General features: G+C 67.8%; 26 protein-coding genes. 16 read left to right on the plus strand and 10 right to left on the minus strand.

Annotated features, from left to right (window positions below; genetic code table 11):
• Positions 1-9: 9 nt before the first annotated feature.
• Together VZC37_RS00640 and glpD are read right to left on the minus strand one after the other, a co-directional pair.
• On the minus strand, positions 10-432 hold the full coding sequence (locus tag VZC37_RS00640) for a pyridoxamine 5'-phosphate oxidase family protein (protein WP_330431657.1): 423 nt from the start codon (positions 430-432) through the stop codon (positions 10-12).
• Positions 433-524: 92 nt separating this feature from the next.
• Positions 525-2,267 (minus strand): glycerol-3-phosphate dehydrogenase, encoded by a 1,743-nt coding sequence (glpD, locus tag VZC37_RS00645; protein ID WP_330430489.1) that lies wholly within the window; start codon positions 2,265-2,267, stop codon positions 525-527.
• Positions 2,268-2,321: 54 nt separating this feature from the next.
• Between glpD and glpK the strand changes: the two genes are divergently transcribed.
• Positions 2,322-3,830 carry a glycerol kinase GlpK gene (gene glpK / locus VZC37_RS00650; protein ID WP_330430490.1) on the plus strand — a complete coding sequence of 503 codons (1,509 nt, stop codon included), beginning with the start codon at positions 2,322-2,324 and terminating at the stop codon, positions 3,828-3,830.
• A gap of 98 nt (positions 3,831-3,928) precedes the next feature.
• Here the strand turns inward: glpK and VZC37_RS00655 are convergent, their stop codons facing one another.
• Positions 3,929-5,332, minus strand: a complete 1,404-nt coding sequence (locus VZC37_RS00655; protein WP_330430491.1) for an NAD(P)H-quinone dehydrogenase — start codon at positions 5,330-5,332, stop codon at positions 3,929-3,931.
• Between the two features lie 110 nt (positions 5,333-5,442).
• Here VZC37_RS00655 and VZC37_RS00660 point away from each other — a divergent pair, with 110 nt between their 5' ends.
• Entirely contained in the window at positions 5,443-5,811 is a 369-nt protein-coding gene (locus tag VZC37_RS00660; RefSeq protein WP_330430492.1) for a DUF732 domain-containing protein, read from the plus strand.
• A 144-nt stretch (positions 5,812-5,955) separates the two neighbouring features.
• Positions 5,956-6,438 (plus strand): gamma-glutamylcyclotransferase family protein, encoded by a 483-nt coding sequence (locus VZC37_RS00665; RefSeq protein WP_330430493.1) that lies wholly within the window; start codon positions 5,956-5,958, stop codon positions 6,436-6,438.
• A 9-nt stretch (positions 6,439-6,447) separates the two neighbouring features.
• On the opposite strand, the gene VZC37_RS00670 is transcribed toward VZC37_RS00665, so the two are convergent.
• Positions 6,448-7,644: an amidohydrolase gene (locus VZC37_RS00670; RefSeq protein WP_330430495.1), complete on the minus strand. Its 1,197-nt coding sequence runs from the start codon at positions 7,642-7,644 to the stop codon at positions 6,448-6,450.
• A 10-nt stretch (positions 7,645-7,654) separates the two neighbouring features.
• Complete coding sequence (locus VZC37_RS00675; RefSeq protein WP_330430496.1) at positions 7,655-8,353, minus strand: enoyl-CoA hydratase/isomerase family protein; 699 nt, start codon at positions 8,351-8,353, stop codon at positions 7,655-7,657.
• A gap of 36 nt (positions 8,354-8,389) precedes the next feature.
• On the opposite strand from VZC37_RS00675, the gene VZC37_RS00680 reads away from it, so the two are divergent.
• The 3 genes from VZC37_RS00680 to VZC37_RS00690 are packed head-to-tail and all read left to right on the plus strand — an operon-like array spanning position 8,390 to position 11,649.
• Complete coding sequence (locus VZC37_RS00680) at positions 8,390-9,193, plus strand: purine-nucleoside phosphorylase (protein ID WP_330430497.1); 804 nt, start codon at positions 8,390-8,392, stop codon at positions 9,191-9,193.
• A gap of 7 nt (positions 9,194-9,200) precedes the next feature.
• Complete coding sequence (locus tag VZC37_RS00685) at positions 9,201-10,814, plus strand: phospho-sugar mutase (RefSeq protein ID WP_330430498.1); 1,614 nt, start codon at positions 9,201-9,203, stop codon at positions 10,812-10,814.
• Between the two features lie 49 nt (positions 10,815-10,863).
• Positions 10,864-11,649, plus strand: coding sequence for an ABC transporter ATP-binding protein (locus tag VZC37_RS00690; RefSeq protein WP_330430499.1), 786 nt, complete (start codon positions 10,864-10,866; stop codon positions 11,647-11,649).
• A gap of 25 nt (positions 11,650-11,674) precedes the next feature.
• On the opposite strand, the gene upp is transcribed toward VZC37_RS00690, so the two are convergent.
• Positions 11,675-12,298: a uracil phosphoribosyltransferase gene (gene upp / locus VZC37_RS00695; protein WP_330430500.1), complete on the minus strand. Its 624-nt coding sequence runs from the start codon at positions 12,296-12,298 to the stop codon at positions 11,675-11,677.
• 49 nt (positions 12,299-12,347) lie between these two features.
• Here upp and VZC37_RS00700 point away from each other — a divergent pair, with 49 nt between their 5' ends.
• From VZC37_RS00700 to VZC37_RS00710, 3 genes are all read left to right on the plus strand, one after another.
• A complete protein-coding gene (locus VZC37_RS00700) occupies positions 12,348-12,662 on the plus strand; it encodes a type VII secretion target (RefSeq protein ID WP_330430501.1) in 315 nt (104 codons plus the stop codon).
• Complete coding sequence (locus tag VZC37_RS00705; RefSeq protein WP_330430502.1) at positions 12,663-13,598, plus strand: C40 family peptidase; 936 nt, start codon at positions 12,663-12,665, stop codon at positions 13,596-13,598.
• 86 nt (positions 13,599-13,684) lie between these two features.
• Positions 13,685-14,986, plus strand: a complete 1,302-nt coding sequence (locus VZC37_RS00710) for a primosomal protein (protein WP_330430503.1) — start codon at positions 13,685-13,687, stop codon at positions 14,984-14,986.
• A gap of 130 nt (positions 14,987-15,116) precedes the next feature.
• Here the strand turns inward: VZC37_RS00710 and VZC37_RS00715 are convergent, their stop codons facing one another.
• Genes VZC37_RS00715 through VZC37_RS00725 form a run of 3 tightly spaced genes read right to left on the minus strand, consistent with a single transcriptional unit; the run spans position 15,117 to position 18,021 of the window.
• Positions 15,117-16,277: an adenosine deaminase gene (locus tag VZC37_RS00715; RefSeq protein ID WP_330430504.1), complete on the minus strand. Its 1,161-nt coding sequence runs from the start codon at positions 16,275-16,277 to the stop codon at positions 15,117-15,119.
• Entirely contained in the window at positions 16,274-17,623 is a 1,350-nt protein-coding gene (locus VZC37_RS00720) for a thymidine phosphorylase (protein ID WP_431309295.1), read from the minus strand. The genes VZC37_RS00715 and VZC37_RS00720 overlap by 4 nt, the downstream gene beginning before the upstream one ends.
• Positions 17,620-18,021 (minus strand): cytidine deaminase, encoded by a 402-nt coding sequence (locus VZC37_RS00725; protein ID WP_330430505.1) that lies wholly within the window; start codon positions 18,019-18,021, stop codon positions 17,620-17,622. The genes VZC37_RS00720 and VZC37_RS00725 overlap by 4 nt, the downstream gene beginning before the upstream one ends.
• A 224-nt stretch (positions 18,022-18,245) precedes the next feature.
• Between VZC37_RS00725 and sdhC the strand changes: the two genes are divergently transcribed.
• The 5 genes from sdhC to VZC37_RS00750 all read left to right on the plus strand — a co-directional run bounded on the left by sdhC (position 18,246) and on the right by VZC37_RS00750 (position 22,211).
• Positions 18,246-18,653, plus strand: a complete 408-nt coding sequence (sdhC, locus tag VZC37_RS00730) for a succinate dehydrogenase, cytochrome b556 subunit (protein WP_330430506.1) — start codon at positions 18,246-18,248, stop codon at positions 18,651-18,653.
• 10 nt (positions 18,654-18,663) lie between these two features.
• Positions 18,664-19,119, plus strand: a complete 456-nt coding sequence (locus VZC37_RS00735) for a succinate dehydrogenase hydrophobic membrane anchor subunit (protein ID WP_330430507.1) — start codon at positions 18,664-18,666, stop codon at positions 19,117-19,119.
• Positions 19,120-19,135: 16 nt separating this feature from the next.
• Complete coding sequence (sdhA, locus tag VZC37_RS00740; protein WP_330430508.1) at positions 19,136-20,890, plus strand: succinate dehydrogenase flavoprotein subunit; 1,755 nt, start codon at positions 19,136-19,138, stop codon at positions 20,888-20,890.
• The gene (locus VZC37_RS00745) at positions 20,890-21,678 is read left to right on the plus strand and encodes a succinate dehydrogenase iron-sulfur subunit (RefSeq protein ID WP_330430509.1); all 789 of its coding nucleotides are present in this window, start codon (positions 20,890-20,892) and stop codon (positions 21,676-21,678) included. The genes sdhA and VZC37_RS00745 overlap by 1 nt, the downstream gene beginning before the upstream one ends.
• Before the next feature lie 143 nt (positions 21,679-21,821).
• Positions 21,822-22,211 carry a hypothetical protein gene (locus VZC37_RS00750; RefSeq protein ID WP_330430510.1) on the plus strand — a complete coding sequence of 130 codons (390 nt, stop codon included), beginning with the start codon at positions 21,822-21,824 and terminating at the stop codon, positions 22,209-22,211.
• 22 nt (positions 22,212-22,233) lie between these two features.
• Here VZC37_RS00750 and VZC37_RS00755 read toward each other — a convergent pair whose 3' ends face one another.
• Positions 22,234-23,718, minus strand: coding sequence for a gamma-aminobutyraldehyde dehydrogenase (locus tag VZC37_RS00755; RefSeq protein ID WP_330430511.1), 1,485 nt, complete (start codon positions 23,716-23,718; stop codon positions 22,234-22,236).
• Positions 23,719-23,827: 109 nt separating this feature from the next.
• On the opposite strand from VZC37_RS00755, the gene VZC37_RS00760 reads away from it, so the two are divergent.
• Both VZC37_RS00760 and VZC37_RS00765 read left to right on the plus strand, forming a co-directional pair.
• Positions 23,828-24,292, plus strand: coding sequence for an Lrp/AsnC family transcriptional regulator (locus VZC37_RS00760; RefSeq protein ID WP_330430512.1), 465 nt, complete (start codon positions 23,828-23,830; stop codon positions 24,290-24,292).
• Positions 24,289-25,686: an aspartate aminotransferase family protein gene (locus VZC37_RS00765; RefSeq protein WP_330430513.1), complete on the plus strand. Its 1,398-nt coding sequence runs from the start codon at positions 24,289-24,291 to the stop codon at positions 25,684-25,686. Before VZC37_RS00760 ends, VZC37_RS00765 begins: the two co-directional genes overlap by 4 nt.

The following is a 25,686-nucleotide window of genomic DNA, read 5'->3' on the forward strand; positions in this document are numbered from 1 at the left end:
GCCCCCGAATCAGACCGGGTACCGTTCCGGCTCAGGACCGAACAGATAACGCCTGCCGGTGATCTCGGTGACCGAGATCTCGACGTAGTTGTACTTCATCGTCGGAATCCACGGACGAAGCGGCAACTCGTCGGCAGCGGCGACGTCGTGGGTCGACACCAGTACGCGTGCTGCGCCTTTCGCGACAACGCTCCAGCCATCTGTGGCGGTGTGGGCGTCTGCCTCGAAGGCGACGTTCTCGTTGACCACGATCTCGGAGAGCTTGGTGCCCTCTCCGGTGCGGAAGAGAATCCGTCCCTCACCCGCGTAGAAGTTGACCGGGAAGATGTCCGGCTGACCGTTGACGCTCAAGGCGATTCGCCCGAGCTCGGTGTCGCCGAGAAGCTTCCAGGCCTCGTCGATGGTGAGTTCCTGTACCGCGTTGTCGACCATGTTCTGTCCTTCTGCCATGTACAATTCTCTGCCCGTCGGCACAGCGCACGCCAGGGTCCAAGGTCCCGAATCCGCCGTCGCGGATCGCGGATTCACTCCGGAACCGGTACCGGCTCCAAGATCTCCGGGCGCGCCTCGGGCGCCGCGGCGCGCAGTGCGTCGGCCGAGTCGTCATCGGGTTGTCGCTGCGAGGCGACCTCCGCCTCGACCCGGGCGATGTAGGTGGCGACCTCGAAAGCGGTATGCGCATCGGACCATCCGAGGATCGGCGCCAGCAGCTCGGCCACCTCCTGCGCGCAATCCACACCTCGGTGCGGATATTCGATCGCGATCCGGGTACGGCGGGCCAGGACGTCTTCGAGATGCAGTGCCGCCTCGTCGATCGCGGCGTAGACCACCTCGACACGAAGATATTGCGGCGCCGCCGCCAACGGTCGCAGCAGTGACGGGTCGTCGTCGGCGTAGTAGAGGACATCGTCGATCAGGGAGCCGTACCGGTTGAGCAGGCGACGAATCCGGTAGGGGTGCAACCCGAATCGGTGGCCGAGATGCTCGCACTGGTTGATCAGCGCAAAGTAGCCGTCCGCGCCGAGGAGGGGCACCCGCTCGGTGATGGAGGGCGCGACGCGGGTCGGGATGAAATCCGTGCACGCGTCGACGGCGTCGGCAGCCATCACCCGATAGGTGGTGTACTTGCCGCCGGCGATGGAGACCAACCCCGGCGCGACCGTCGCCACCGCGTGCTCGCGGGACAGCTTCGACGTCTCGTCGTCCTCCCCTGCCAACAGCGGCCGCAGTCCGGCGTAGACACCTTCGATGTCGTCGTGCGTGAGCTTGGTGACGAGCACCTCGTTCACCTTGTCGAGGATGTAGTCGATGTCGGCGCGAGTCGCCGCCGGATGCGCGAGGTCGAGATTCCAGTCAGTGTCGGTGGTCCCGATGATCCAGTGGGTCTCCCACGGGATCACGAACAGCACGGAGTTGGCGGTGCGCAGGATGATCGCGGTCTCGCTGACGATGCGGTCGCGGGGCACCACGATGTGCACCCCTTTGGAGGCACGCACCCTGAAGTGACCGCGCTGCTTCGAGAGTGCCTGGACCTCGTCGGTCCACACCCCTGCTGCGTTGATCACACAGTGCCCGCGGATTTCGGTGGTCTCACCGCTCTCCGAATCGCGCACGCGCACACCGAGAACACGGTCGGACTCGCGCAAGAAGCCGGTCACCTGGGTGGAGGTGCGGATCACCGCGCCGTAGTTCGCCGCGGTCCGGGCGACGGTCAGACTGTGCCGGGCGTCGTCGACAACCGTGTCGTGGTAACGGATTCCGCCGATGAGCGAGTTCCGTTTGAGCGCCGGTGCGACCCGCAACGCCCCGGACCGGGTGACGTGATGCTGTCCGGGAACCGATTTCGCGCCACCCATCCGGTCGTATAGGAACAGACCCGCGGCCACATATGGGCGTTCCCACACCCGCTGGGTGAGCGGATAGAGGAACGGCAGCGGCTTCACCAGATGCGGGGCCAGCAACCGCAACGAGAGTTCGCGCTCACGCAGCGCCTCACGGACGAGCCCGAACTCGAGTTGCTCGAGATAGCGCAGGCCACCGTGGAACATCTTCGATGACCTGCTCGACGTCCCGGACGCGATGTCACGCGCCTCCACCAACGCCACCCGCAGACCACGGGTGGCCGCATCCAGTGCCGCTCCCGCGCCGACGACGCCGCCGCCGATCACCACGATGTCGAACTGTTCGGCACCCAGTCGCCGCCACGCCTCCGCTCGGTAGAGCGGACCCATATCTGCTGGTCGGTCCGGGTTGAACTCGGTGTTCATGCTTGCCCAGCGTAATTGATCTCGTCCGATGCCACCGCGTGCGACACTGGCCGCGTGGGTAGCGCAAACACATACGTCGCCGCCGTCGACCAGGGCACCACCTCCACCCGAGCGATGGTCTTCGACCGCCGCGGTCGGGTGGTCAGCAGCGAGCAGATCGAGCATCGACAGGTGTTTCCGCAGGCCGGCTGGGTAGAGCACGACGCATCGGAGATCTGGCGCAACACCCGCCGGGTGATGGCGGCCGCGTTGGCGTCGGCAGACCTCAAGTACGGCGACATCGCCGCGTGTGGGCTCACCAACCAACGTGAGACAACTCTCATCTGGGATCGCGCGACGGGTGAACCGATCCACAACGCCATCGTCTGGCAGGACACCCGCACAAACGACCTGTGCACCGAGCTGGCCGGGGACGTCGGTGTCGACCGGTACCGCGACCGCACCGGCCTGCCGCTGTCCACGTACTTCGCCGGACCGAAGATCCGGTGGCTGCTGGACAACGTCGACGGGGCCCGCGAGCGCGCCGAGGCCGGCGAACTGTGTTTCGGCACAATGGATTCGTGGACCACCTGGAACATGACCGGCGGGCGTGACGGCGGCCTGCACATCACCGACGTCACCAACGCGTCGCGCACCATGTTGATGGATCTGCGCACGCTGGCCTGGGACGAACAGATCTGCGACGAGATGGGTGTGCCGACGTCGCTGCTCCCCGAGATCCGGAGTTCGTCGGAGGTCTACGGCCCGTTGCGCGAGCACGGGTCACTGCCGGGGGTTCCGCTGGCCGGCATCCTCGGCGATCAGCAGGCCGCGACCTTCGGCCAGGCCTGTCTCGATCCCGGCGAGGCCAAGAACACTTATGGAACAGGCAATTTCCTGCTGCTGAACACGGGCACCGAACCGGTGTTCAGCCAACACGGGCTGTTGACGACCGTGTGCTATCGCATCGGCGAAAAGGCGCCGCGGTACGCCCTCGAGGGCTCGATCGCGGTGACCGGATCACTCGTGCAGTGGTTGCGTGACAATCTCGGGCTGATCTCGGAGGCCGCCGACATCGAGGCGCTCGCGGCGTCCGTCGACGACAACGGCGGCGCATATTTCGTGCCGGCCTTCTCGGGGCTGTTCGCCCCGCACTGGCGGCCCGATGCGCGCGGCGTCATCGTCGGGCTGACGCGCTTCGTCGACAAGGGGCATCTCGCGCGGGCGGCGTTGGAGGCCAGCGCCTTCCAGACCCGTGAGGTGATCGAGGCGATGCAGGCCGATTCCGGTGTCGAGTTGTCGACGCTCAAGGTCGACGGCGGGATGGTGGTCAACGACCTGCTGATGCAGTTCCAGGCCGACATCCTCGACGTCCCGGTGGTGCGCCCCGTGGTCAACGAGACGACCGCGCTCGGCGCCGCGTACGCCGCGGGCCTGGCGGTCGGGTACTGGGAGTCCGAGGACGAGATCCGGGAGAACTGGGCCGAGGACCGCCGCTGGGAGCCGGCGATGGACGACACCACCCGCGACGGCCTGTACGCGGGATGGAACCGCGCGGTGGAACACAGCCTCGACCTCGCCTGATCTGCCGAGGAACGCCGCATCCGCGCACCCAGCAACCATCCGCGCGCCTTGCTACGTGCGCGGATGGTTGCGGGGTGCGCGGATGGTGAGATCTCTACTCAGTCGAGGTCGTCGTGGCGGACCAACTGGCGCGCGGCCTCGGTGATCGAGCCGGTCAACGACGGGTACACCGAGAACGTCTGTGCCAGATCGGACACGGTGAGCTTGTTCTGCACGGCCAGGGCGAGCGGCAGGATCAACTCGGACGCCGTCGGCGCCACCACCACCCCGCCGATGACGACCCCCGTGGCCGGACGGCAGAAGATCTTCACGAAGCCGCGCCGCAGGCCGCTCATCTTCGCGCGCGGGTTGGTCGCCAGCGGCAGCATCACGGTGCGGGCCGGATAGTCGCCGTTGTCGATCGCCTTCTGTGAGACACCGACCGTAGCGATCTCCGGACGCGTGAAGATCGCCGACGCAACGGTTTTCAGCTTCAGCGGGCTGACCCCCTCGCCCAGCGAGTGATACATCGCGATCCGTCCCTGCATGGCCGCCACCGAGGCGAGCGGCAGGAGACCCGTGCAGTCGCCGGCGGCGTAGATGCCCGGCACCGACGTCCGCGACACCCGGTCGACGGTGATGTAGCCGCCGCGATCCACCTCGACGCCGGCCCGATCGAGTCCGAGGTCACCGGTGTTGGGCACCGAGCCGACCGTCATCAACACGTGCGACCCGGTCACGGTACGACCGTCCGCGAGATGTGCTGTCACCGTATCGCCGTGGCGCTCGACCTTGTCGGCACGAGCATGCTTGATGAGTTCGACGCCGCGCTCGGCCAGGGCGTCCTCGAGAACGAGTGCCGCGTCTTCGTCCTCGCCCGGCAGGACCCGGTCGCGACTGGACACCAGCGTAACCTTCACCCCGAGCTCGGTATACGCGTGGACGAACTCCGCTCCGGTGACACCGGAGCCGATGACGACGAGGTGCTCGGGCAATTCGTGCAGGTCGTAGAGCTGACGCCAGGTGAGGATGCGCTCCCCGTCGGGTTGGGCGTCGGGCAGGATTCGCGGGGACGCACCGGTCGCCACCAGGACGACATCACCCTCGTAACGCTTGGTCGACCCGTCGGCGAGCGTCGCGATGACGCCGTGAGTGGACACCCCGATCTGACGTTCGTCCAGTTCGGCGCGACCCGACACCACCGTCACGCCCTCACTCATCAAACGCGAGCGGATGTCGGCGGACTGGGCGAACGCCAGGTCGCGCACCCGCTGATGGATCTGCGGCAGCGTGACCAGCGCGTCGTCGGTGCTCAGCTTGATGCCCAGGTCGACCGCGCGCCGCACCTCGGTGCGGACACCGGTCGAGGCGATGAACGTCTTGGAGGGCACACAGTCCCACAGCACACACGCACCACCGACTCCGTCGGAATCGATCACCGTGATGTCGGCGCCGTAGGCCGCCGCCGCCAATGCGGCCTCGTACCCTGCCGGCCCGCCGCCGATGATCACGATCTTGGTCACAAGTCCTCCTGGTCGCCGCGTCCGTGCCGCCTACCAACCTAGTCCCCGAGACCGTGGGCGACTTGGTCGAGTCCGCATCGGCGACGACGGTCGCGACCTACACTCAAAACATGCGCGTCCTCGGGTGCGCTCTCTTCGTCGTCCTGATCCTCACCGCCTGTGGGGACCAGAGTTATGACACGCCCGACGGAGCGGCCGATCCGCAGGTCGTGGAGGCCGACAGCAACTACGTTCGCGAACTGAGCGCCCAAGGCTTCCCGATCGACCAACCACCTCGTGTGATCTATTTCGGCCGTCAGGTATGTCACATGATCGGCAGCGGCGCCACGCCGGACCGTGTTCGAACCTTCATCGTCGATATCGTCGCCGGTTCTCCGGCAGCCCATTCCGCCGGAATCGACCAGGTCCTCCTCATCACCATCCGGCACCTGTGCCCGCAGCACTGGCCCAGCAGTTCCGCGCCGACCGCGCCCCGCTGAATCCGCGGCCGGTGGAGACCCCGCGCTGCCCGACGTGATCTGCCGCCCGGCGTAATACGATCTATCGGGAATGTGGAACCCCAGCGACCCCCATGTGCTGGCACCACCACCGCTCAGACGAGAAAGTGCAGGTCAGAGGCATACATGCCCATCTACGCAGCCTACGGGTCCAACATGCATCCCGAGCAGATGGCCGAGCGGGCCCCGCATTCGCCGATGGCAGGCACCGGGTGGCTGAACGGGTGGCGGCTGACGTTCGGGGGCGGCGACATCGGCTGGGAGGGCTCCCTCGCGACCGTGACCGAGGATCGTGAGGACCCTGATGCCAAGGTGTTCGTCGTCCTCTACGACGTGACAACGGAGGACGAGGAGAACCTCGACCGCTGGGAGGGCTCCGAACTCGGCATCCACGTGAAGCTGCGGGTGCGGGTCGACACCGCGGACGGACCGGTCCTCGCCTGGTTGTATGTGCTCGACGCGTACGAGGGCGGACTGCCGTCGGCCCGCTATCTCGGGGTCATGGCCGAGGCCGCCGAGATCGCCGGCGCGCCAGCTGACTATGTGCAGGACCTGCGCCTCCGCGAATCCCGCAACGTCGGGCCCGGACCGGGCCCGGTCGAACCGTAGCGGCGTACCTCAGTCGGCGTCGGCCAGGGCGATGCCTGCGAGGGTGCGCACCCCGACCTCCAGCGCCCGTTCGTCGAGGTCGAAATTCGGTTGGTGCAGATCCACGCGCGGCGCGATGCCGTCCCACACGCCCAGCCGTCCCATCGCCCCGGGCACGTGTTCGAGGTACCAGGAGAAGTCCTCCCCGCCCGGCGACTGGGGTGTGTCGGCGACCGCGTTGGGACCGATCTGCGCCACCGCGGCACGCATCGTTTCAACCGCGCGCTCGTCGTTGACCACCGGCGGAACCCCGCGGAAGTACGACAGGTCGTACCGCACGCCGAGCGGTGCGAGCAGCTCGCCGATCACGCTGCGCACCAACGGTTCCAGCTCCGCCCAGGTCGAATGATCACCGGTGCGGACCGTGCCCAGCAGCCGACCGTCCTGCGGAATGGCGTTCGGCGCACTGCCGGCATTCGCCGCGCCCCACACCATCACGGTGCCCGAGCGCGGGTCCAGGCGTCGGGACAGGATTCCCGGGAGACCGGTGATGACCGTGCCCATCGCATAGACGAGGTCGCCGGTGAGATGAGGCCGCGACGTGTGACCACCAGGCGAATGCAGGGCCAGATCTATATGGTCGGCCGCCGATGTGAGCGCGCCCGAGCGCATGCCCACCGAGCCCACCGGCAGTTTGGGATCGCAGTGCAGCGCGTAGATCCGTCCGACGCCGCCCATCACGCCGGCCGCCACCGCGTCGAGCGCGCCGCCCGGCATCACCTCCTCGGCCGCCTGAAAGATCAGCCGGACACCGACGGGCAACTCGTCGACCGAGGCCAATAGTTTCGCGACGCCGATCAGCATGGCGGTGTGCGCGTCGTGGCCGCAGGCGTGCGAGACGCCCTCCACCGACGAGCTGAACGACAGTCCGGTGTGTTCGGTGATCGGCAGCGCATCCATGTCCGCGCGCAACGCGATCCGCGGTCGGTCGTCACCACCGATGTCGCACACCACGCCGGTTCCCAACGGCAGACGACGCGGCGACAGACCGGCCGCGCTCAGCTCCGACATCACCAGCTCGGTGGTGTTGACCTCCTGGCGCGACAGTTCCGGGTGGGCGTGGATCGTGCGACGCCACCGCACCACGTCCTGGCCGTGCGCCGCCCACCACGCGTCGATGATGTCGCGCGGTGCGGCCGGCCGGATCTCGCGTTCACTCACTGCCATCGGATGTGCCTCACAACACCGTCCGCGGATACGCGATGTCGAGGTCGGCGATCAGCGGCTGGCGCAGGTTGCGCTTGATCTCGGCCAGGTTCGGCCCGGCCAGCGGGGCGCGCTCGGCGGCCACGGCACGGGCACGCTCGAGCAGCGAGTCCACGTCGACGATCTCCTCGACGATCCGCTTCTCGAGCGCCTCCTCGGCGGTGTAGCGCCGGGCGGTCAGCATCGCCTCGGTGGCCACCGCGTCGTCGAGTCGGGTCCGGATCAGCGAGCTCATCCCCAACGGGAACGGCATACCCAGCGCGGCCTCGGGCAGCGACCAGAACCCCCGACCGGTCCGCATGATGCGGTGATCGGCACACAGGGCGAACATCGCTCCCGCTCCGAACGCGTGCCCGTTGATCGCGGCGACGGTGGGGACCGGCAGGGTGAGCACCTTGCGGTACAGGGCGTGGACGCTGTCGAGATAGGCGGGCAGCCCCTTCGGGCTGGTCGCGATGTGGTCGGTGTCGAGGCCGTTGGTGAAGAACTTGCCCGTCGCCGTGATGACGAGCGGGGTCAACGGTTCCGCGGCGACCTGGTCGAGCAGTTCGTCGACTGAGGCGATCCAACCGGGCCCGAAGCGGTTCTCGGGATTCGACTCGTCGAGTTCCACGCCCTCGGTTCCGAGGTAGAGCTCGGTGACGGCGCCTGCAGAACGGAGAAACGGCATGTAGGGACTTTATCGCCGGGCACTAGGGTTGGGCCCATGGACCCCACCGCCGACGCCGACGCCGCTGCGATCGCGGCGGCCGCGACCATCGCCGCCGAGACCGATTGCGCCGCCCACGACGTCGCGGTGGTGCTCGGTTCGGGATGGGCACCCGCAGCCGCGGCCTTCGGCACCCCGATCGCCAGCGTGGCGATGGCGGCTCTGCCCGGCTTCACCCCACCGAAGGCCGCCGGACACGGCGGCATGGTCCACTCGGTCCGTCTCGGCGATCGTCGTGTCCTGATTCTGTTGGGGCGTATCCACGCCTACGAGGGCCACGCTCTGGCCCGGGTGGTGCATCCGGTGCGCACCGCGGCCGCGGCCGGCGCCCACACCATCGTGCTCACCAACGCCGCCGGTGGCCTCCGCGACGACATGTCGGTGGGCCAGCCCGTGCTCATCGCCGACCATCTGAACCTCACCGCCCGGTCGCCGCTGGCCGGGGCACAGTTCGTGGACCTCGTCGACGCGTACTCACCACGATTGCGCGGCATCGCCCGGCGCACCGATCCGACGCTGGCCGAGGGCGTCTACGCCGGGTTGCCCGGGCCGCACTACGAGACGCCCGCCGAGATCCGCATGCTGCGCACCCTGGGCGCCGACCTGGTCGGCATGTCCACCGTGCACGAGACGATCGCCGCCCGCGCCGCCGGCCTCGACGTCCTCGGCATGTCGCTGGTGACCAACCTCGCCGCGGGGATCACCGGCGAACCGCTCAGCCACACCGAGGTCCTCGAGGTGGGCCGCGCGTCCGCCGCCCGGATGGGTGAGCTGCTCGCGTCGATCGTCGCCGAGCTGTGATGCCGCGATGACGGTCATCGATCCGCACGAGTGGATCACTGCCGATCCGGACCCGCACACCCGAGCCGAACTCGCCGCCCTCGCACCGGATGAACTCGATGAGAGATTCTCCGGCACATTGCATTTCGGAACCGCAGGACTGCGCGGTGTGGTCCGCGCGGGACCGAACGGCATGAACGTGGCCGTCGTCACGCGCACCACGCATGCCCTCGGTCGCTGGCTCGCCGGTCGCGGGTACGGCGGCGCCACGGTCGTGGTCGGCCGCGACGCCCGGCACGGTTCGGCGCAGTTCGCCGCCGCCACAGCGGAAATTCTGGCCGCGGCGGGATTCGACGTCGTCCGACTACCGGGCACCACACCAACCCCGCTGATCGCGTTCGCGTGCCGTGACCTCGGCGCAGTCGCCGCGGTCGCGGTCACCGCCTCGCACAATCCGCCCACCGACAACGGCTACAAGGTCTATCTGGCCGGCGGCGCCCAGCTCATCCCACCCGCCGACCGCGAGATCGAAGAACTCATCGCCACCGCGCCACCGGCAGACACCGTTGCCCGCCAACCGATTTCGCCCGACACACGGGCGAGGGCGAACGCGGACCGCTATCTCGGACGGCTGACCGCCCGGTTCGGTCGGGTGCGGTCCTCGGTACGGGTGGCCCTCACGCCGATGCACGGTGTCGGTGGTGCGTTCGCCGTCGCCGCCCTGGAACGAGCCGGCTTCTCCGACATCCACGTCGTCGCCGAGCAATTCGCACCCGACCCGGACTTCCCCACGGTCACATTCCCGAACCCGGAGGAGCCGGGCGCGGCCGATCGGCTGCTCGCGCTGGCCGACCGCGTCGACGCCGACGTCGCGATCGCGCTCGATCCCGACGCCGACCGGTGTGCGGTCGGCGCCCGGGTCCACGGCTCCTGGCGGATGCTGACCGGAGACGAGACCGGCGCCATGTTCGGCCGGTATCTCCTCGACGCCGCCACGGTCGACGATCCGGTGGTCGCCAGCACGATCGTGTCGGGTTCGATGCTCGCCGCGGTCGCCGATGCCGCGGGCGCCCGGCACGTACGGACCCTGACCGGATTCAAATGGCTGGTCCGCGCCGGGGAGCCGCTGGTCTACGCGTACGAGGAGGCGATCGGGCACTGCGTCGACCCGGTCGCGGTCCGCGACAAGGACGGCATCAGCGCCGCAGTCGTCGCGGCACTGCTCACCCACCGACAGGTCGCGGCCGGGTCGGACCTGGCCGCCGCACTCCACGAGCTCGCCACCGAACACGGTTTGCACGTCACCGCCCAACGGTCGGTGCGGGTGACCGACCTGAGCCGCATCGCCGAGATCATGGCGACGATGCGCGACTCACCGCCGACCTCGCTCGCCGGGATTCCCGTGACTGCCGACGACTTCGCCGATCGCGACGACGAGCTCCGGACGAACGCGATCATGCTGTCGGGCACCCACGGCGAGGAGGCGATCCGCCTGCGCGTGATCGCCCGGCCGTCGGGCACCGAACCGAAACTCAAGTACTACCTGGAACTCGTCGCCCCTCCGGGGCTCGGCGACGTCGCAGCCACGACCGACCGACTGCACGCGCTCGCCGACGATGTGCTCGACCTACTGCCCGGCTGACGCATCGACCCGGATCGGCCGGCGGGCGAGCGGTGACTACCGTTGTCACGTGCCCGCAGACACGCTCCTCGACGCCCGGGACATCCACGTGGTCCGCAGCGGCCGTTCCCTGCTCCGCGACGTGAATCTGCAGGTGCTCGGCGGACAGCACTGGGCGCTGCTGGGGCCCAACGGCGCCGGGAAATCGACCTTGATGACGATCCTCGGTGCCCGCGGCCACCCCACCACCGGCACCATCGACGTGCTGGGCAGACGGCTGGGGCGGGTCGACATGCGGGAGCTCCGCACACACGTCGGTCACGTCGACCCACGCTGGCGCATCGACGTCCCGCTCACGGCGCACGAGGTGGTACTCACCGGACTCACCAACACGCCCGAACTCGACCGTCGCCACCGCTACACCGCCGACGAACACCGCCACGCCGACGAACTGCTCGAGCTACTGGGGATGACCGCGCGGCGCGACTCGGTCTGGCCGGTGATGAGCCAGGGCGAGCGCGGCCGCACCCTGATCGCCCGTGCGCTCATGCCACGGCCCGCGCTGTTGCTGCTCGATGAGCCCGCCACCGGACTCGATCTCGCGGCGCGGGAGAAACTCCTGAGCGGGATCGACCTGCTCCGGTCGGAGGTGCCCGGACTCGCGAGTGTGCTCGTGACGCATCACCTCGAGGATCTGCCGGCCAGCACGAGTCACGCGATGCTGTTGCGCGACGGCGAGGTCGTCGCCGCCGGGCCCGTCGACGAGACGCTGACCACGACCGCGATCAGCGCATGCTTCGACCACGACGTGGTGGTGCGACGCACCGGCGGCCGATGGTCGGCGACCGCTGCCTGAACCCGCCGACGACGACCACCGGCGCTCAGCGCGGGCCGAACTGCCGATCGCCGGCGTCACCGAGGCCCGGCACGATGTAGGCCGTCTCGTCGAGCCGCTCGTCGACCGCGGCCACCACGAGTCGCACCGGATGCCCCGAGCGTTCGAGCGCCGCGACACCTTCCGGCGCGGCGACGACGCAGACCGCGGTGATGTCGGTCGCGTTGCGTGCCACGAGCAACTCGATCGTGTGCAGCATCGAACCGCCGGTCGCCAGCATCGGGTCGAGGACGAACACCGGTAGACTGGCCAGGTCGTCGGGCAGCGACTCGAGATACGGGACAGGCTCGGCGGTCGTCTCGTCGCGGGCCACCCCGACGAATCCGACATGGGCTTCGGGAACCATCGCGTGTGCCTGCTCCACCATGCCGAGGCCCGCGCGCAGCACCGGCACCAGCAGCGGTGGGGTGGCGAGCCGCGCACCGTCGAAAGCCGTCAGCGGCGTCTCGATGGACACGGTAGCGGTCGGCGCATCGGCCAAGGCCTCGTAGACGAGCATCTGGGTCAGGTCCGACAACGCTGCGCGGAACGCCGCGTTGTCGGTGGTCTTGTCGCGCATCGTGGTCAGACGGGCGGCGGCGAGCGGGTGATCGACGATCTGTACCTGCATGCCATCACATTAAGTGGAACCAGACGTCGCGGCGGGACGTCAGAACTACATGACCGAGGTAACCACCCACTCAGCGGCGCTCACGGCGTACGCACGCGGCCAGGGCGCCGCGGCCGACGACGTCGGTGCACAGTCGGCAACCCAGCGCGGCGAGGTCGGTGAACTCACCATGACCTTCGGGGTGATCGGCGCCGACTTCCTGGCCGCGACCGCCTATGTGCTGGACTGCCGTTCGCGCGCGCTCGACGCGATCGCGCAACGCCATCGCGGCCAAGACTCCACGACACGCGGCGCCGACGCCCGTTACGTCGACGCCGACGACCGCAATGCCGCCGCGGTGGCCGACACGGAACTGCGGCTCTAGATGCTGACCGTCGACATCGTCATCGCGCCGCTACGCATCATGATCACCGCTCTGGGCACCGGAATCCTGCCACCCGGCAACCCGGCCGACCGGCTGCGCTCCACCGCCGACGAACTCGACCGTGTGCGCAGACAGTCGGCCGCCGCGACCGAACAGGTGGCCGCGCAGTGGCGCGGCACCGGGGCGGACTCCGCGGTACGGGCCGCGGACCGGACCCATCGGGCCACCATCGCGAGGATCGACGACTCCGCCGCGATCGCCGCACTGATCGAGGACGCGGGCGCCAAGGTGAAGGTCGCCGCCGATCAACTCAACGGGTTGGTCGATTCATTCCACCGGGTGGCGGCCGCGATGGGACCGAACCTGTTCAGCCCGCAGGGCGTCGCGATGATCCTTCCGGTGGCACTCGACCATATCGATCGCGGCATGCAGATCGTGGCGCGCACCCAGGCCGACCTGCGCGCCGACACCGACGCGATGATGGCGCTGGCCCGCACCGAGGCACCCGCCACCTTGACCGGCGTCTCACCTGCATCCGACTCCGGGGGCGTCGCGATCCGCCTGCCCGACGGCTCGGTCGCCTATGCCCCCAACGAGCGAGCCGCCAAGGCCGTGCGCGCGGCCCTCAGTCAACGGGGTGTGCCGTACGTGTGGGGTGGCACCACCCCGGACGGATTCGACTGCAGCGGTTTCACCCAGTGGGCCTACCGTCAGGCGGGCGTCGATCTGCCACGACTCGCACAGGACCAGGACACCGCCGGGTTCGCTGTGAGCCAGTCCGATCTGGCGCCCGGCGACCTCGCCGTCTGGGACGGGCATGTCGCGATGTATGTCGGGAACAACCAGCTCGTCGAAGCCGGGGATCCGGTACAGACGTCACCGCTGCGCACCACGAACGCCGGTCAGGGATTCCAGGGGTTCTATCGACCGCGATGACGACGAGGGTCGATCGATCCGCGTTCACCGAGAGGTCGCGGGGGCGCCACCCGAGTTCACAGGTCCGATCGCTACGCTGTGTCCTCATGGCCGGAGACATCGTCCCCATCGAGCTCGGACTCACCGACGGAAACCGTTTCACCCTCTGGGCACCCCGGTGGCGGGAGGGCGACGACGAATGGGAGGCCTTCCTCGGCCTCGACGAGGATCTCTACGGATTTCCCGGCGTCGCAGAGCTCGCGGCATTCGTCCGCTACGACGACGACAACGACCTCGTCGACCACCCCGCGTGGGAGACCATGGCGGGTCTGCAGGCCGACGAACTGGTGCCCGACGACCGACACAGCTACGACCTGGTCGGTGTGCCGGAACTCGCCGCCGAGGATCCCAGCCCCGAGGTCATCGCCGAACTCGAGGACGCCCTCGAGATCGTCCGGATCCTCGGTGAGGTCTGCGAGCTGACGGTCATCACCAAGTTCTTCAACGGCAACCCCATCCTGGGGGCGGTGACGACGGGGACGCAGAACTTCACCGGCCGTGAGGGCGTGGACCTGTGGGTCCGCATCGGGCGTCTCATCGCCAAACACTGGGACGACGTCGTCGACGCCATCGACGACGTGATCACCACCCCCGATGTCGATGCCGCAGCCGTGTCGACGGCCGCAGCCGAGCTCGAGGCGGCCGCGTCGGCCGAGGACGAGGACGAGCCGGAGGACGAGGATCTCGACCTGGTCGAGGAGGACTCCGACGACGACGCCTCGGACAGCGACAGCGACGAGGACGAGGACGACACCGACGACGAGGACGAGGACGACGAATCCGACGAAGTCGACGATGACGACTTCTGGGCCAACGTGGGCATCGACCCGATCAAGATCGTCACCGCCGACGGCGAGTACCTGTCTCTGCGTTGCTACCTCGGCGACGACCCGGTGTTCCTCGGTGCCGACGGCAAGATCTTCGTGTTCACCTCGGCCCGCGGGCTGGGCCGGTACCTGGCCGACGCCGACGACCATGATCTCGCCGACGTCTCCACCTTCGACGACGTCCGCACCGCGGCCACCGACGGCTCCCTCGAGTTCGACGTCATCGACGACAACGTCTACGTACTGCCCGGCCTCGCCGACGACATCGCCGACGGACCGCGGCGCATGGACCGCAACCAGCTCGATCTCGCGGTCGAGCTGCTCACCGACGCCGCCGATTACGCCGACGACGACTCGGTGTCCGAGGCGCTGGGTTCCACCACCCCGCTGGGCTGGTTCGTCGACTACGCGATCAATCCGGACCCGAAACGGATGGCACCGAGCCCGCCGTTCGAGAACGAGTCGGAGGCGTTTCGCGCGCTGGTGCACGACTTCGAGCGGCGGTTGGTCAAGAAGTCCTGACGGGTCACCGGGTCTCGATACACTGCTCGACCAGCGGCTCGCAGCTACTCGACTCTTTTACCGCTGATCGAGTAGCAGACGAGCGGCAGCGAGGAGCGTATCGAGATCGCGCACGCCCGCTGATCCACCGTCACCCCAGCAACACCGCATACCCCGGTTTGATCACGTCGTCGATGAGTGCGAGACGTTCGTCGAAGTGGATGAACGCCGACTTCATCGCATTGACGGTGAACCGTTCGAAATCTGCCCAGCCGTAGCCGAATTGCGCAGACAGCCGCAGGAACTCCTTGCTCATGGTGGTGTCGCTCATCAGCCGGTTGTCGGTGTTCACGGTCACGCGGAACCGCAGGCGGGCGAGCACGTTGAACGGGTGATCGGCCATCGATGCCACCGCACCGGTCTGCACGTTCGAGCTCGGGCACAGTTCGAGCGGAATGCGCTTGTCGCGCACGATGTTCGCGACCTGGCCGAGCTCGGCACCCTCGAAGGTCTCCGCGGTGAGGTCGGTGCCGTCGGGCAGGGTGATGTCGTCGATGACGCGCACCCCGTGCCCGAGCCGATCGGTGCCGCAGAACGCCAACGCCTCGTGGATCGAGGGCAGCCCGAATGCCTCGCCCGCGTGAATCGTGAAGTGGGCGTTGTTGGCCCGCATGAACTCGAACGCATCGAGATGACGGGTGGGAGGATGGCCGGCCTCGGCTCCCGCGATGTCGAACCCGGCGACCCCGGCGTCGCGATACCGCACCGCCAACTCGGCGATCTCGCGGGAGCGGGCCGCATGACGCATCGCGGTGACCAGGCACCGCACGATGATCGGGCGACCCGCGGCCGCGGCCTCCTGCTCCCCTTCGGCGAATCCGGCGAGCACGGCTTCGACGACCTCGTCCAGGGTCAGCCCCTGTTCGAGATGTTGTTCCGGCGCATACCGCACCTCGGCGTAGACGACGCCGTCCGCGGCCAGGTCGGCGACGCACTCCCGCGCCACCCGGGACAGCGCGGACGATGTCTGCATCACCGCGACGGTGTGGGTGAATGTCTCCAGATAGCGCTCGAGACTGCCGCTGTCGGCGGCGTCGCGGAACCAGGCGGCCAGATCGTCGGCGTCGTCGGCGGGGAGGTCGGAGTACCCGGCCTCATGTGCCAGTTCGAGGACCGTGCGCGGGCGCAACCCGCCGTCGAGATGGTCGTGTAACAGGACCTTGGGTGCCAGGGAGATGTTCGGCAGGTCGAGGGGCCGGCCGGGGCCGTCTGCCGGTCGCTCGGGTGTCGGGGTCGCGTCGACGGTCGTCATGCACCGACGGTAACGCGACCGGCGATCAGCGGCGTGCGCTCGCTCGGCGCGTCATCGACCGTGACCGCGGTCGCGAGTGACGCCCGGGCAGCGGCAAACCGCTCCGGCGTCCGGGTGTGCATCGTGAACAGCGGATCCCCGCGCCGCACCCGCTCACCGGGCTTGGCGTGCACGGTGATGCCCGCCTCGGCCTGCACATTCTCCCCCGGCACCGCCCGACCTGCCCCGAGACGCCACGCGGCGATCCCGACGTCCCAGGCGTCGACGCGGGTCACCACGCCCGAATCCCCCGCCACGACGGTGTCGGTGTGCCGGGCCTGCGGCAACGGGGCCGCGGGATCACCGCCCTGTGCCGTGATCATCGCCCGCCAGACGTCCATTGCCTTCCCGTTGGCGAGGTTCACGACCGGATCGACGTCGAGGCCGGCCGCGTCGAGCATCTCCCGCGCGAGGGCGAGCGTGAGTTCCACGACGTCGTCGGGGCCGCCCCCGGCGAGGACCTCGACCGACTCGGCCACCTCGAGGGCATTGCCCGCGGTCCGTCCCAGCGGGGTGTTCATGTCCGTCAGCAAAGCGCGCGACCGCACGCCGGCGGACTCACCCAGCTCCACCATCGTCTGGGCGAGCTCGCGGCTTTCCGCCTCGGTCTTGAGGAACGCTCCGGTTCCGAACTTGACGTCGAGTACCAGGGCGCCGGTCCCTTCGGCGATCTTCTTCGACATGATCGAGCTCGCCAGCAGCGGGATCGCTTCCACCGTCGCGGTCACGTCGCGCAGTGCGTAGAGACGTCGATCCGCCGGGGCCAGATCGCCGCCCGCGGCACAGATCACGGCCCCCACCCGCTCGAGCTGGGTCACCATGTCGGCCGGATCGATCTCGGCCCGCCATCCCGGGATGGCCTCCAACTTGTCCAGCGTGCCGCCGGTGTGGCCCAGACCCCGTCCCGACAATTGCGGAACCGCGACCCCGAACGACGCGACGAGCGGGGCCAGCGGCAGCGTGATCTTGTCGCCGACCCCGCCGGTGGAGTGCTTGTCGACCGTGACCAGACGACGTCCGTTTCGACGCAGCCCGGAGAAGTCCATCCGGCGGCCGCTGTTGATCATCGCCTCGGTCCAGCGCGCGATCTCGCGTCGACTCATCCCGCGCAGCAGGATCGCCATCAGCAGTGCCGACATCTGCTCGTCGGCGACGTGGGCGTGCTCCCGGGCGTAGCGATCGATCACCCAGTCGATCTGGGCGTCGCTCAACTCGGCGCCGTCGCGTTTGGTGCGGATCACCGAGATGGTGTCGATGATCCCTGCGTCCTCGTGCGCGCCGTCGCCGGCTCCGTCCAGGGTGGTCACCGGGCGGCCTCCAGATCGTCGGGCCCGAACGCGTCGGGCAACAGTTCGGCCAGCCGTCGCGGGCCGCCCGGGTGATCGACGACCAACTCGGGTCCGCCGTGTTCGAGCAGGACCTGCCGGCAGCGACCGCACGGCATCAGGATCGCGCCGCGGGCGTCGCACACCGACACCGCGACGAGCCGCTGACCGCCGGTTCCGACCAGGTTGGCGACCAGGGCGACCTCGGCACAGATACCGAGGCCATATGAGACATTTTCCACATTGCAGCCCCGCACAACACGGCCTTCGGTTGTGAGGCCGCCGGCCCCCACCGGGAAGCCGGAGTAGGGCGCGTAGGCGCGTCCGATCATCGCTTGTGCGTTGTCCCGCAGTAACTTCCAGTCCACCTCGGCAGGCATCAGGCGCTCCTCACAATCGGTACGGGTGAGCAATTTGTGACGTCACTTACCAATGCGAACGTTGGTTAGGCAACCCTAAATCGAGATCACTTGTCGCCCAGATCCGTTCGGGCAATTTATGCCCGGCCTCAGCATAGGTTTAGAGTCTCATGCATGGGTCCACGGCCGAGCGTGAGAATGCCGACTCGGCACATCCATCGACGCTGTTGGAGGCCAGTTTCGCGATGAGCACCCCCACCGAGGTAGCACCAGAGCCGGTGCGCAAGCGCTCCCTTTATCGAGGCGACCCAGGCATGTGGTCGTGGGTGCTGCACCGCATCACCGGTGTGACGATCTTCTTCTTCCTTTTCGTCCATGTCCTGGACACGGCGGTCATCCGGATCGATCCCAACAAGTACTCCGAGATCATCGAGACGTACAAGACGCCGATCATCGGCCTGATGGAGATCGCCCTCGTGGCCTGCGTCCTCTATCACGCACTCAACGGCGTCCGGATCATTCTCGTCGACTTCTGGTCCAAGGGACCGAAGTACCAGCGGCAGATGCTGTGGGTGATCCTCACGCTGTTCGTGATCGTCTTCGGCGCGGCCACGATCCGACTGCTCCAGATCCTGATCAGCCACGCATTCTAGGAGGCACCTGATGACTGCATCGCACACCGCGGGTGCCGCCAAGACCCTGGGCACCCAGTACGACCGACCGGCCAGCCTCGACAATCCGCGCTCGCCGCGGATGCGCAAGGGCGGCAACTTCGAGAAGTACGCATGGCTGTTCATGCGGTTCTCGGGTCTGGCCCTGATCATCCTGACGATCGGCCACATGTTCATCATGCTCGCCTGGGACGACGGCGTGCATCGCATCGACGCCTCGTTCGTCGCGGCCCGTTGGCGCGAACCCTTCTGGCAGATCTGGGATCTCACCATGCTGTGGCTGGCCCAGCTGCACGGTGGCAACGGCGTCCGCACCATCATCGCCGACTACTCACGCAAGGACTCCACCCGTTTCTGGCTGAACGTCCTGCTGGGCATCTCGATGATCCTGGTCCTGGTGCTCGGCACCTACGCACTGCTGACCTTCGACGTGAACAGCGTCGGCTGAGGAGACTGACGAAGACATGCAGGAACATCGCTACGACGTAGTCATCGTGGGTGCCGGCGGTGCCGGCATGCGCGCCGCCATCGAGTCCGCACCCCGGGCGCGGACCGCGGTGCTCACCAAGCTGTATCCGACGCGCAGCCACACCGGCGCCGCGCAGGGCGGCATGTGTGCCGCTCTCGCCAACGTCGAAGAGGACAACTGGGAGTGGCACACCTTCGACACGGTCAAGGGCGGCGACTACCTCGCCGACCAGGACGCCGTCGAGATCATGGCCAAGGAGGCCATCGACGCGGTCCTCGACCTGGAGAAGATGGGTCTGCCGTTCAACCGCACTCCCGAGGGCAAGATCGATCAGCGTCGCTTCGGCGGCCACACCCGCGATCACGGCAAGTCGCCGGTCCGGCGCGCCTGCTACGCCGCCGACCGCACCGGCCACATGATCCTGCAGACGCTGTACCAGAACTGCGTCAAGCACGACGTCGAGTTCTTCAACGAGTTCTACGCCCTCGACATCTGCCTCGGTGAGAACTCCGACGGCGAAATGGTCGCGACCGGTGTCGTGGCCTACGAGCTCGCCACCGGCGAGATCCACGTGTTCCACGCCAAGTCGATCGTGTTCGCGACCGGCGGTTCGGGACGCATGTACAAGACCACCTCCAACGCCCACACCCTGACCGGCGACGGCATGGGCATCGTGTTCCGCAAGGGACTTCCGCTGGAGGACATGGAGTTCCACCAGTTCCACCCGACCGGCCTGGCCGGCCTCGGCATCCTGATCTCGGAGGCCGTGCGTGGTGAGGGTGGCATCCTGCGCAACGCCGACGGTGAGCGCTTCATGGAGCGCTACGCCCCCACCATCAAGGACCTCGCACCGCGCGACATCGTGGCGCGGTCGATGGTGCTCGAGGTGCTCGAAGGCCGCGGCGCGGGACCGAACAAGGACTACGTCTACATCGACGTGACCCACCTCGGCGAGGACGTCCTCAACGAGAAGCTCCCCGACATCACCGAGTTCGCCCGCACCTACCTCGGCGTCGATCCCGTCACCGAGTACGTGCCGGTCTACCCGACGTGCCACTACGTGATGGGCGGCATCCCGACCAACATCGAGGGCCAGGTGCTGCGCGACAACGACACCGTGGTGCACGGCCTCTACGCCGCAGGCGAGTGCGCGTGCGTCTCGGTGCACGGCGCCAACCGTCTCGGCACCAACTCGCTGCTCGACATCAACGTCTTCGGGCGCCGCGCGGGCATCGCGGCCGCCGACTACGCGACCTCGGCGGAGTTCGTCGAACTCCCCGACACCCCGACCAAGATGGTCGACGACTGGCTGGAGTTGCTGCTCAGCGATCGCGGGCACGAGCGCGTCGCCGACATCCGCACGGAACTGCAGGCGACGATGGACAACAACGCGTCGGTGTTCCGCACCGAGGAGACGCTCAAGCAGGCGCTCACCGACGTCCATGCACTCAAGGAGCGGTACAACCACATCCGCGTGCACGACAAGGGCAAGCGGTTCAACAGCGACCTCCTCGAGGCGATCGAGCTCGGCTTCCTGCTGGAGATGGCCGAGGTCACGGTCGCCGGAGCGCTCAACCGCAAGGAGTCCCGCGGCGGCCACGCCCGCGAGGACTACCCGGACCGCGACGACGTCAACTACATGCGCCACACGATGGCGTACAAGAAGGGCGAAGGCCTTCTCTCGGACATCGAGCTGGACTACAAGCCCGTGGTGCAGACCCGCTACGAGCCGATGGAGCGTAAGTACTGATGACAGCGATCATGGACAACCCGGCACCGGCCTCCGACGAACCGCCACTGCCCCCGGTACCCGACGAGGCCACCATGGTGACCTTGAAGATCTTCCGGTTCAATCCGGAGAACCCGGATGCGCAGGGATTCGAGAGCTTCCGCGTTCCGGCGCTGCCCACCGACCGGTTGTTGAACCTGCTGCTGTACGTCAAGGGCTACCTCGACGGCACGCTGACGTTCCGCCGCAGCTGCGCGCACGGCGTGTGCGGCTCCGACGCGATGCGCATCAACGGCGTCAACCGCCTGGCCTGCAAGCTCCTGATGAAGGACATGCTTCCGAAGGACAAGTCCAAGGAGCTCACCATCACGGTCGAGCCGATCAAGGGCCTGCCGGTGGAGAAGGACCTCGTGGTCGACATGGAGCCCTTCTTCGAGGCCTACCGCGCGATCAAGCCGTTCCTGATCACCTCGGGCAACGAGCCGACGCGTGAACGCATCCAGAGCCAGACCGACCGCGCGCGCTTCGACGACACCACCAAGTGCATCCTGTGTGCCTGCTGCACCACGAGTTGCCCGGTGTTCTGGAACGAGGGCAGCTACTTCGGTCCGGCCGCGATCGTCAACGCCCACCGGTTCATCTTCGACAGCCGCGACGAAGCCGCCGTCGAGCGTCTCGACATCCTCAACGACATGGACGGTGTGTGGCGCTGCCGCACCACGTTCAACTGCACCGAGGCCTGCCCGCGCGGCATCCAGGTCACCCAGGCGATCCAGGAGGTCAAGCGCGCCCTCATGTTCTCGCGCTGATCCCCCGGCGGCCCAGCCCGGCCGCTCACCGCAGATTTCACTCTGCAGCCCCGTCGACGCCCCTCCGCGACCCAATCGCGGAGGGGCGTCGACGTTCTTCGAGGGCGATGGAACCGCAAGCACACCCTGCGCGTCCAAATCCCATGACACGCATACGCCTCGTGATCGTCGGCCTGATCCTCACCCTCGCGATCGCCGCGCCGGTCGCCGACGCGTCGACGCGACACCCCGGGACCGGTGACCGGATCACGCTGGTGTTCACCGCGGACAAGAAGGTCAACCGCGCGGTCTCCTGGTACGACAGCCGAAATCGGCTCCGCAACCAGACCACGGTGCCGCTGACCCACTTCGACCGGAAGACCGAACGGTGGGCGGGCTCGCTGACGTTCACCAGCGACGTCCGTCACCAGCGGATCGACTCGGTGTTCCGATCGAGCGGCCGGTTCGCGGCATGCGCCGTCTGGGTGAACGAGGTCAGGATTCGCGATGTCAGAGCGCGATCCACGGACCTCGCCGTCGCCCGTTGTTCGTGAGACGACGACGCTCCATGCCGCGCTATCGCGTGAAAATTGTACGATGCCAGGGCTTCTCGGCGACGCCGGTGATGTCGCTCATGACGTGTTTCACCGTCAGGTACTCGTCCAGCGAGTAGGTCGACATGTCCTTGCCGAACCCGGATGCGCCGTAGCCGCCGTGCGGCATCTCGCTGATGATCGGGATGTGGTCGTTGATCCAGACGCAGCCGGCGCGGATCTCCCGTGCGGCCCGCTGGGCGCGGTACACATCGCGGGTCCACGCGGAGGCGGCAAGTCCGTAGACGGTGTCGTTGGCGCGACGGATCGCGTCGTCGTCATCGGCGAAGGAACTGACGGTGAGGACCGGACCGAACACCTCGTCACGGTAGATCTCGGACCCCTCCGCGACGTCGGCGAGCAGGGTCGGCGGGTAGAAGGCGCCCGGGCCGTCCGGAATCGTCCCGCCGGTCACCAACCGGACCCCGTCCACGACGGCCCGGTCGACCATCCCCGCGACCTTGTCCCGATGGGTGATCGAACTGAGCGAACCCATGTCGGTGGCGGGATCGGTGGGGTCGCCGACGATGACCTCCGACATCACCTGCGCGACGCCGTCGACGAAGTCGTCGTAGACGCTCGCAGCGACGATCGCGCGGGTGGCTGCGGTGCAGTCCTGACCGGCGTTGATCAGGGCACCCGCCACCGCGCCGTGCACGGCCGCGGTCAGATCGGCATCGTCGAACACCACGAACGGCGCCTTACCGCCCAGCTCCAATTGCACCCGCGTGCCGTGCCGCGCCGCCTGCGCCATCACCGATCGCCCGACCGCGGTGGAGCCGGTGAACGTCACCATGTCGACGCCGGCATGGCCGGCAAGGACCGAACCCACGTCGACACCGGTGCCGACCAGCACGTTGAGGACGCCGTCGGGAAGGCCCGCCTCGGTGGCCAGCCGCGCCAACGTCATCGTCGTCAGCGGGGTGATCTCGGCCGGCTTCAGCACCACCGAGCAGCCGGCGGCGATGGCGGGCAACACCTTCCACGCCGCCATCTGCAACGGGTAATTCCACGGCGAGATCGATCCGACGACACCCACCGGTTCACGACGGATCGACGACGTGTGGTCGGCGGAATACTCGGCGCTGGCCTTGCCGTCGAGATTGCGCGCGACACCGGCGAAGAAGTCGACGTTGTCGATGCTGCCGGGAACATCGAACTCCGTGGCCAGCCGGATGCTGCGTCCGGTCTGGGCGACCTCCTCGGCGGCCAGGTCACCACTGTGTGTCCGGAGCAGATCGGCGAACGATCGCATCACTTCCGAACGTTCGGCGGGAGTGGCTCCGCCCCAATCGGATTGTGCCGTGCGCGCCGCGGAGATCGCGGCATCCACCTCACCGGCATCGGCGAGGGCCACGGTGGCGACCGGATCGCCGGTCGCGGGATTGCGCACAGTATGGGCCGGCCCGTCGCCATGGCAGGCCACTCCACCGATCCACGCGGTGGGCATCACATCCGTGTTCGGCATGCGCCCAGACTATCCGCGAACTGACGGATTCGCGATCCAGACGAGGTCGGCTCTGCTGATTCCATAGCTGTGGCTTGCATAATGGCACTGAATCCGTCACGATCGTCGTGTGGTCGAATCGTCCGCCCCCGCTCTCGACGCCACCGCCAAGAGGATCATCGAGCAACTACAGACCGATGGCCGCAGTTCCTACGCTTCGATCGGCAAGGCGGTAGGCCTGTCGGAGGCCGCGGTGCGTAATCGCGTGCAGAAACTCAGCGAGAGCGGCCTGCTCCAGGTTGTTGCGGTGACCGATCCGCTCAAACTCGGGTTCTCGCGCCAGGCCTTGATCGGCATCCGGTGCACCGGCGATACAGAGACCCTCGCCCGGCAACTGGCCATCTGTCCGGAGATCGACTACGTGGTCCTCACCGCCGGCTCGTTCGACATCCTGATCGAGGTCGTGTGCGAGGACGACGATCATCTCCTGCGCATCCTCAACCAGAAAGTTCGAGTCCATTCCGAGGTCACCGCGACCGAGACCCTCGTCTATCTGAAACTCGTGAAACAACAATACAATTGGGGAACCCGATGACCTCTGCGAACGCAACCGCGACCGCGAACTCCCTCGGTGAGCGCAGCGCGGCCCACCTGTGGGGGCATTTCGCCCGCCACGGCGACGGCATCACGCCGCCGGTGATCACCCGCGGCGAGGGTGTTCGGATCTTCGACGACCGTGGCCGCAGCTATCTGGACGGGCTCGCGGGGTTGTTCGTCGTCCAGGTCGGCCACGGCCGCGACGAACTCGCCGAGGCCGCCGCACGACAGGCGAAGGACCTCGCCTTCTTCCCGCTCTGGTCCTATGCGACGCCCCCGGCGATCGAACTCGCCGAACGCCTCGCCGCATACGCTCCCGGCGACCTCAACCGCGTCTTCTTCACCACGGGTGGTGGCGAGGCCGTGGAGAGCGCCTGGAAGCTCGCCAAGCAGTACTACAAGCTGACGGGAAAACCGGGTAAGCACAAGGTCATCTCGCGCTCGATCGCGTATCACGGAACCCCGCAGGGTGCGCTCGCCATCACCGGCGTGCCCGCGTTGAAGGAGCCGTTCGAGCCGCTGACGCCCGGCGCGTTCCGGGTGCCGAACACCAACATCTACCGGGCACCCGATCCGTTCGGCACCGGCGAACTCGCCGACGATCCGAAGAAGTTCGGCCGTTGGGCGGCCGACCGGATCGCCGAGGCCATCGAGTTCGAGGGGCCCGACACCGTCGCAGCGGTCTTCCTGGAACCGGTGCAGAACGCCGGTGGATGTTTCCCGCCGCCGCCCGGATACTTCGAGCGCGTCCGGGAGATCTGCGACACCTACGACGTGCTCCTGGTGTCCGACGAGGTCATCTGCGCGTTCGGGCGTATCGGATCGATGTTCGCCTGCGACGACTTCGGGTACGTCCCCGACATCATCACCTGCGCCAAGGGCATGACCTCGGGCTACTCCCCGATCGGCGCGATGATCGCGAGTGACCGGCTCTTCGAGCCGTTCCGCGACGGCACCACGACCTTTCCGCACGGCTACACCTTCGGCGGCCACCCGGTGTCGGCGGCGGTGGCGCTGGCCAACCTCGACATCTTCGAGCGCGAGGGGCTCAACGAACACGTCAAGCGGAACGCGCCGGCATTCCGGGCGACGCTGGAACGTCTGCACGACCTGCCCATCGTCGGCGACGTGCGGGGCGAGGGATACTTCTACGGACTCGAACTGGTCAAGGACAAGTCGACCAAGGAGACGTTCTCGGCCGCCGAGTCCGAGCGCATCCTGCGAGGGTTCTTGTCGTCCGCGCTGTTCGACGCCGGACTCTACTGCCGCGCCGACGACCGCGGCGACCCGGTGGTGCAGCTCGCTCCGCCGCTGATCGCCGGACAGGCCGAGTTCGACGAGATCGAGCAGATCCTCCGGTCGGTACTGACCGAGGCGTACACACTGTTGTAG

Source organism: Gordonia sesuvii, assembly GCF_036350415.1.
Lineage (GTDB): Bacteria > Actinomycetota > Actinomycetes > Mycobacteriales > Mycobacteriaceae > Gordonia > Gordonia sesuvii.

Bases quoted from the DNA above. Each gene is read 5' to 3' on its own strand.
- VZC37_RS00735 (WP_330430507.1), top strand. From the start codon at position 18,664: ATGACTGCATCGCACACCGCGGGTGCCGCCAAGACCCTGGGCACCCAG.
- VZC37_RS00725 (WP_330430505.1), bottom strand. From the start codon at position 18,021: ATGCCTGCCGAGGTGGACTGGAAGTTACTGCGGGACAACGCACAAGCG.
- VZC37_RS00685 (WP_330430498.1), top strand. From the start codon at position 9,201: ATGACGGTCATCGATCCGCACGAGTGGATCACTGCCGATCCGGACCCG.
- VZC37_RS00640 (WP_330431657.1), bottom strand. From the start codon at position 432: ATGGTCGACAACGCGGTACAGGAACTCACCATCGACGAGGCCTGGAAG.
- sdhA (WP_330430508.1), top strand. From the start codon at position 19,136: ATGCAGGAACATCGCTACGACGTAGTCATCGTGGGTGCCGGCGGTGCC.
- VZC37_RS00705 (WP_330430502.1), top strand. From the start codon at position 12,663: ATGCTGACCGTCGACATCGTCATCGCGCCGCTACGCATCATGATCACC.
- glpD (WP_330430489.1), bottom strand. From the start codon at position 2,267: ATGAACACCGAGTTCAACCCGGACCGACCAGCAGATATGGGTCCGCTC.
- VZC37_RS00745 (WP_330430509.1), top strand. From the start codon at position 20,890: ATGACAGCGATCATGGACAACCCGGCACCGGCCTCCGACGAACCGCCA.
- VZC37_RS00715 (WP_330430504.1), bottom strand. From the start codon at position 16,277: ATGACGACCGTCGACGCGACCCCGACACCCGAGCGACCGGCAGACGGC.
- VZC37_RS00675 (WP_330430496.1), bottom strand. From the start codon at position 8,353: ATGCCGTTTCTCCGTTCTGCAGGCGCCGTCACCGAGCTCTACCTCGGA.
- VZC37_RS00710 (WP_330430503.1), top strand. From the start codon at position 13,685: ATGGCCGGAGACATCGTCCCCATCGAGCTCGGACTCACCGACGGAAAC.
- VZC37_RS00750 (WP_330430510.1), top strand. From the start codon at position 21,822: ATGACACGCATACGCCTCGTGATCGTCGGCCTGATCCTCACCCTCGCG.
- VZC37_RS00680 (WP_330430497.1), top strand. From the start codon at position 8,390: ATGGACCCCACCGCCGACGCCGACGCCGCTGCGATCGCGGCGGCCGCG.
- VZC37_RS00765 (WP_330430513.1), top strand. From the start codon at position 24,289: ATGACCTCTGCGAACGCAACCGCGACCGCGAACTCCCTCGGTGAGCGC.
- VZC37_RS00755 (WP_330430511.1), bottom strand. From the start codon at position 23,718: ATGCCGAACACGGATGTGATGCCCACCGCGTGGATCGGTGGAGTGGCC.
- sdhC (WP_330430506.1), top strand. From the start codon at position 18,246: ATGAGCACCCCCACCGAGGTAGCACCAGAGCCGGTGCGCAAGCGCTCC.
- VZC37_RS00700 (WP_330430501.1), top strand. From the start codon at position 12,348: ATGACCGAGGTAACCACCCACTCAGCGGCGCTCACGGCGTACGCACGC.
- VZC37_RS00660 (WP_330430492.1), top strand. From the start codon at position 5,443: ATGCGCGTCCTCGGGTGCGCTCTCTTCGTCGTCCTGATCCTCACCGCC.
- VZC37_RS00670 (WP_330430495.1), bottom strand. From the start codon at position 7,644: ATGGCAGTGAGTGAACGCGAGATCCGGCCGGCCGCACCGCGCGACATC.
- upp (WP_330430500.1), bottom strand. From the start codon at position 12,298: ATGCAGGTACAGATCGTCGATCACCCGCTCGCCGCCGCCCGTCTGACC.
- VZC37_RS00665 (WP_330430493.1), top strand. From the start codon at position 5,956: ATGCCCATCTACGCAGCCTACGGGTCCAACATGCATCCCGAGCAGATG.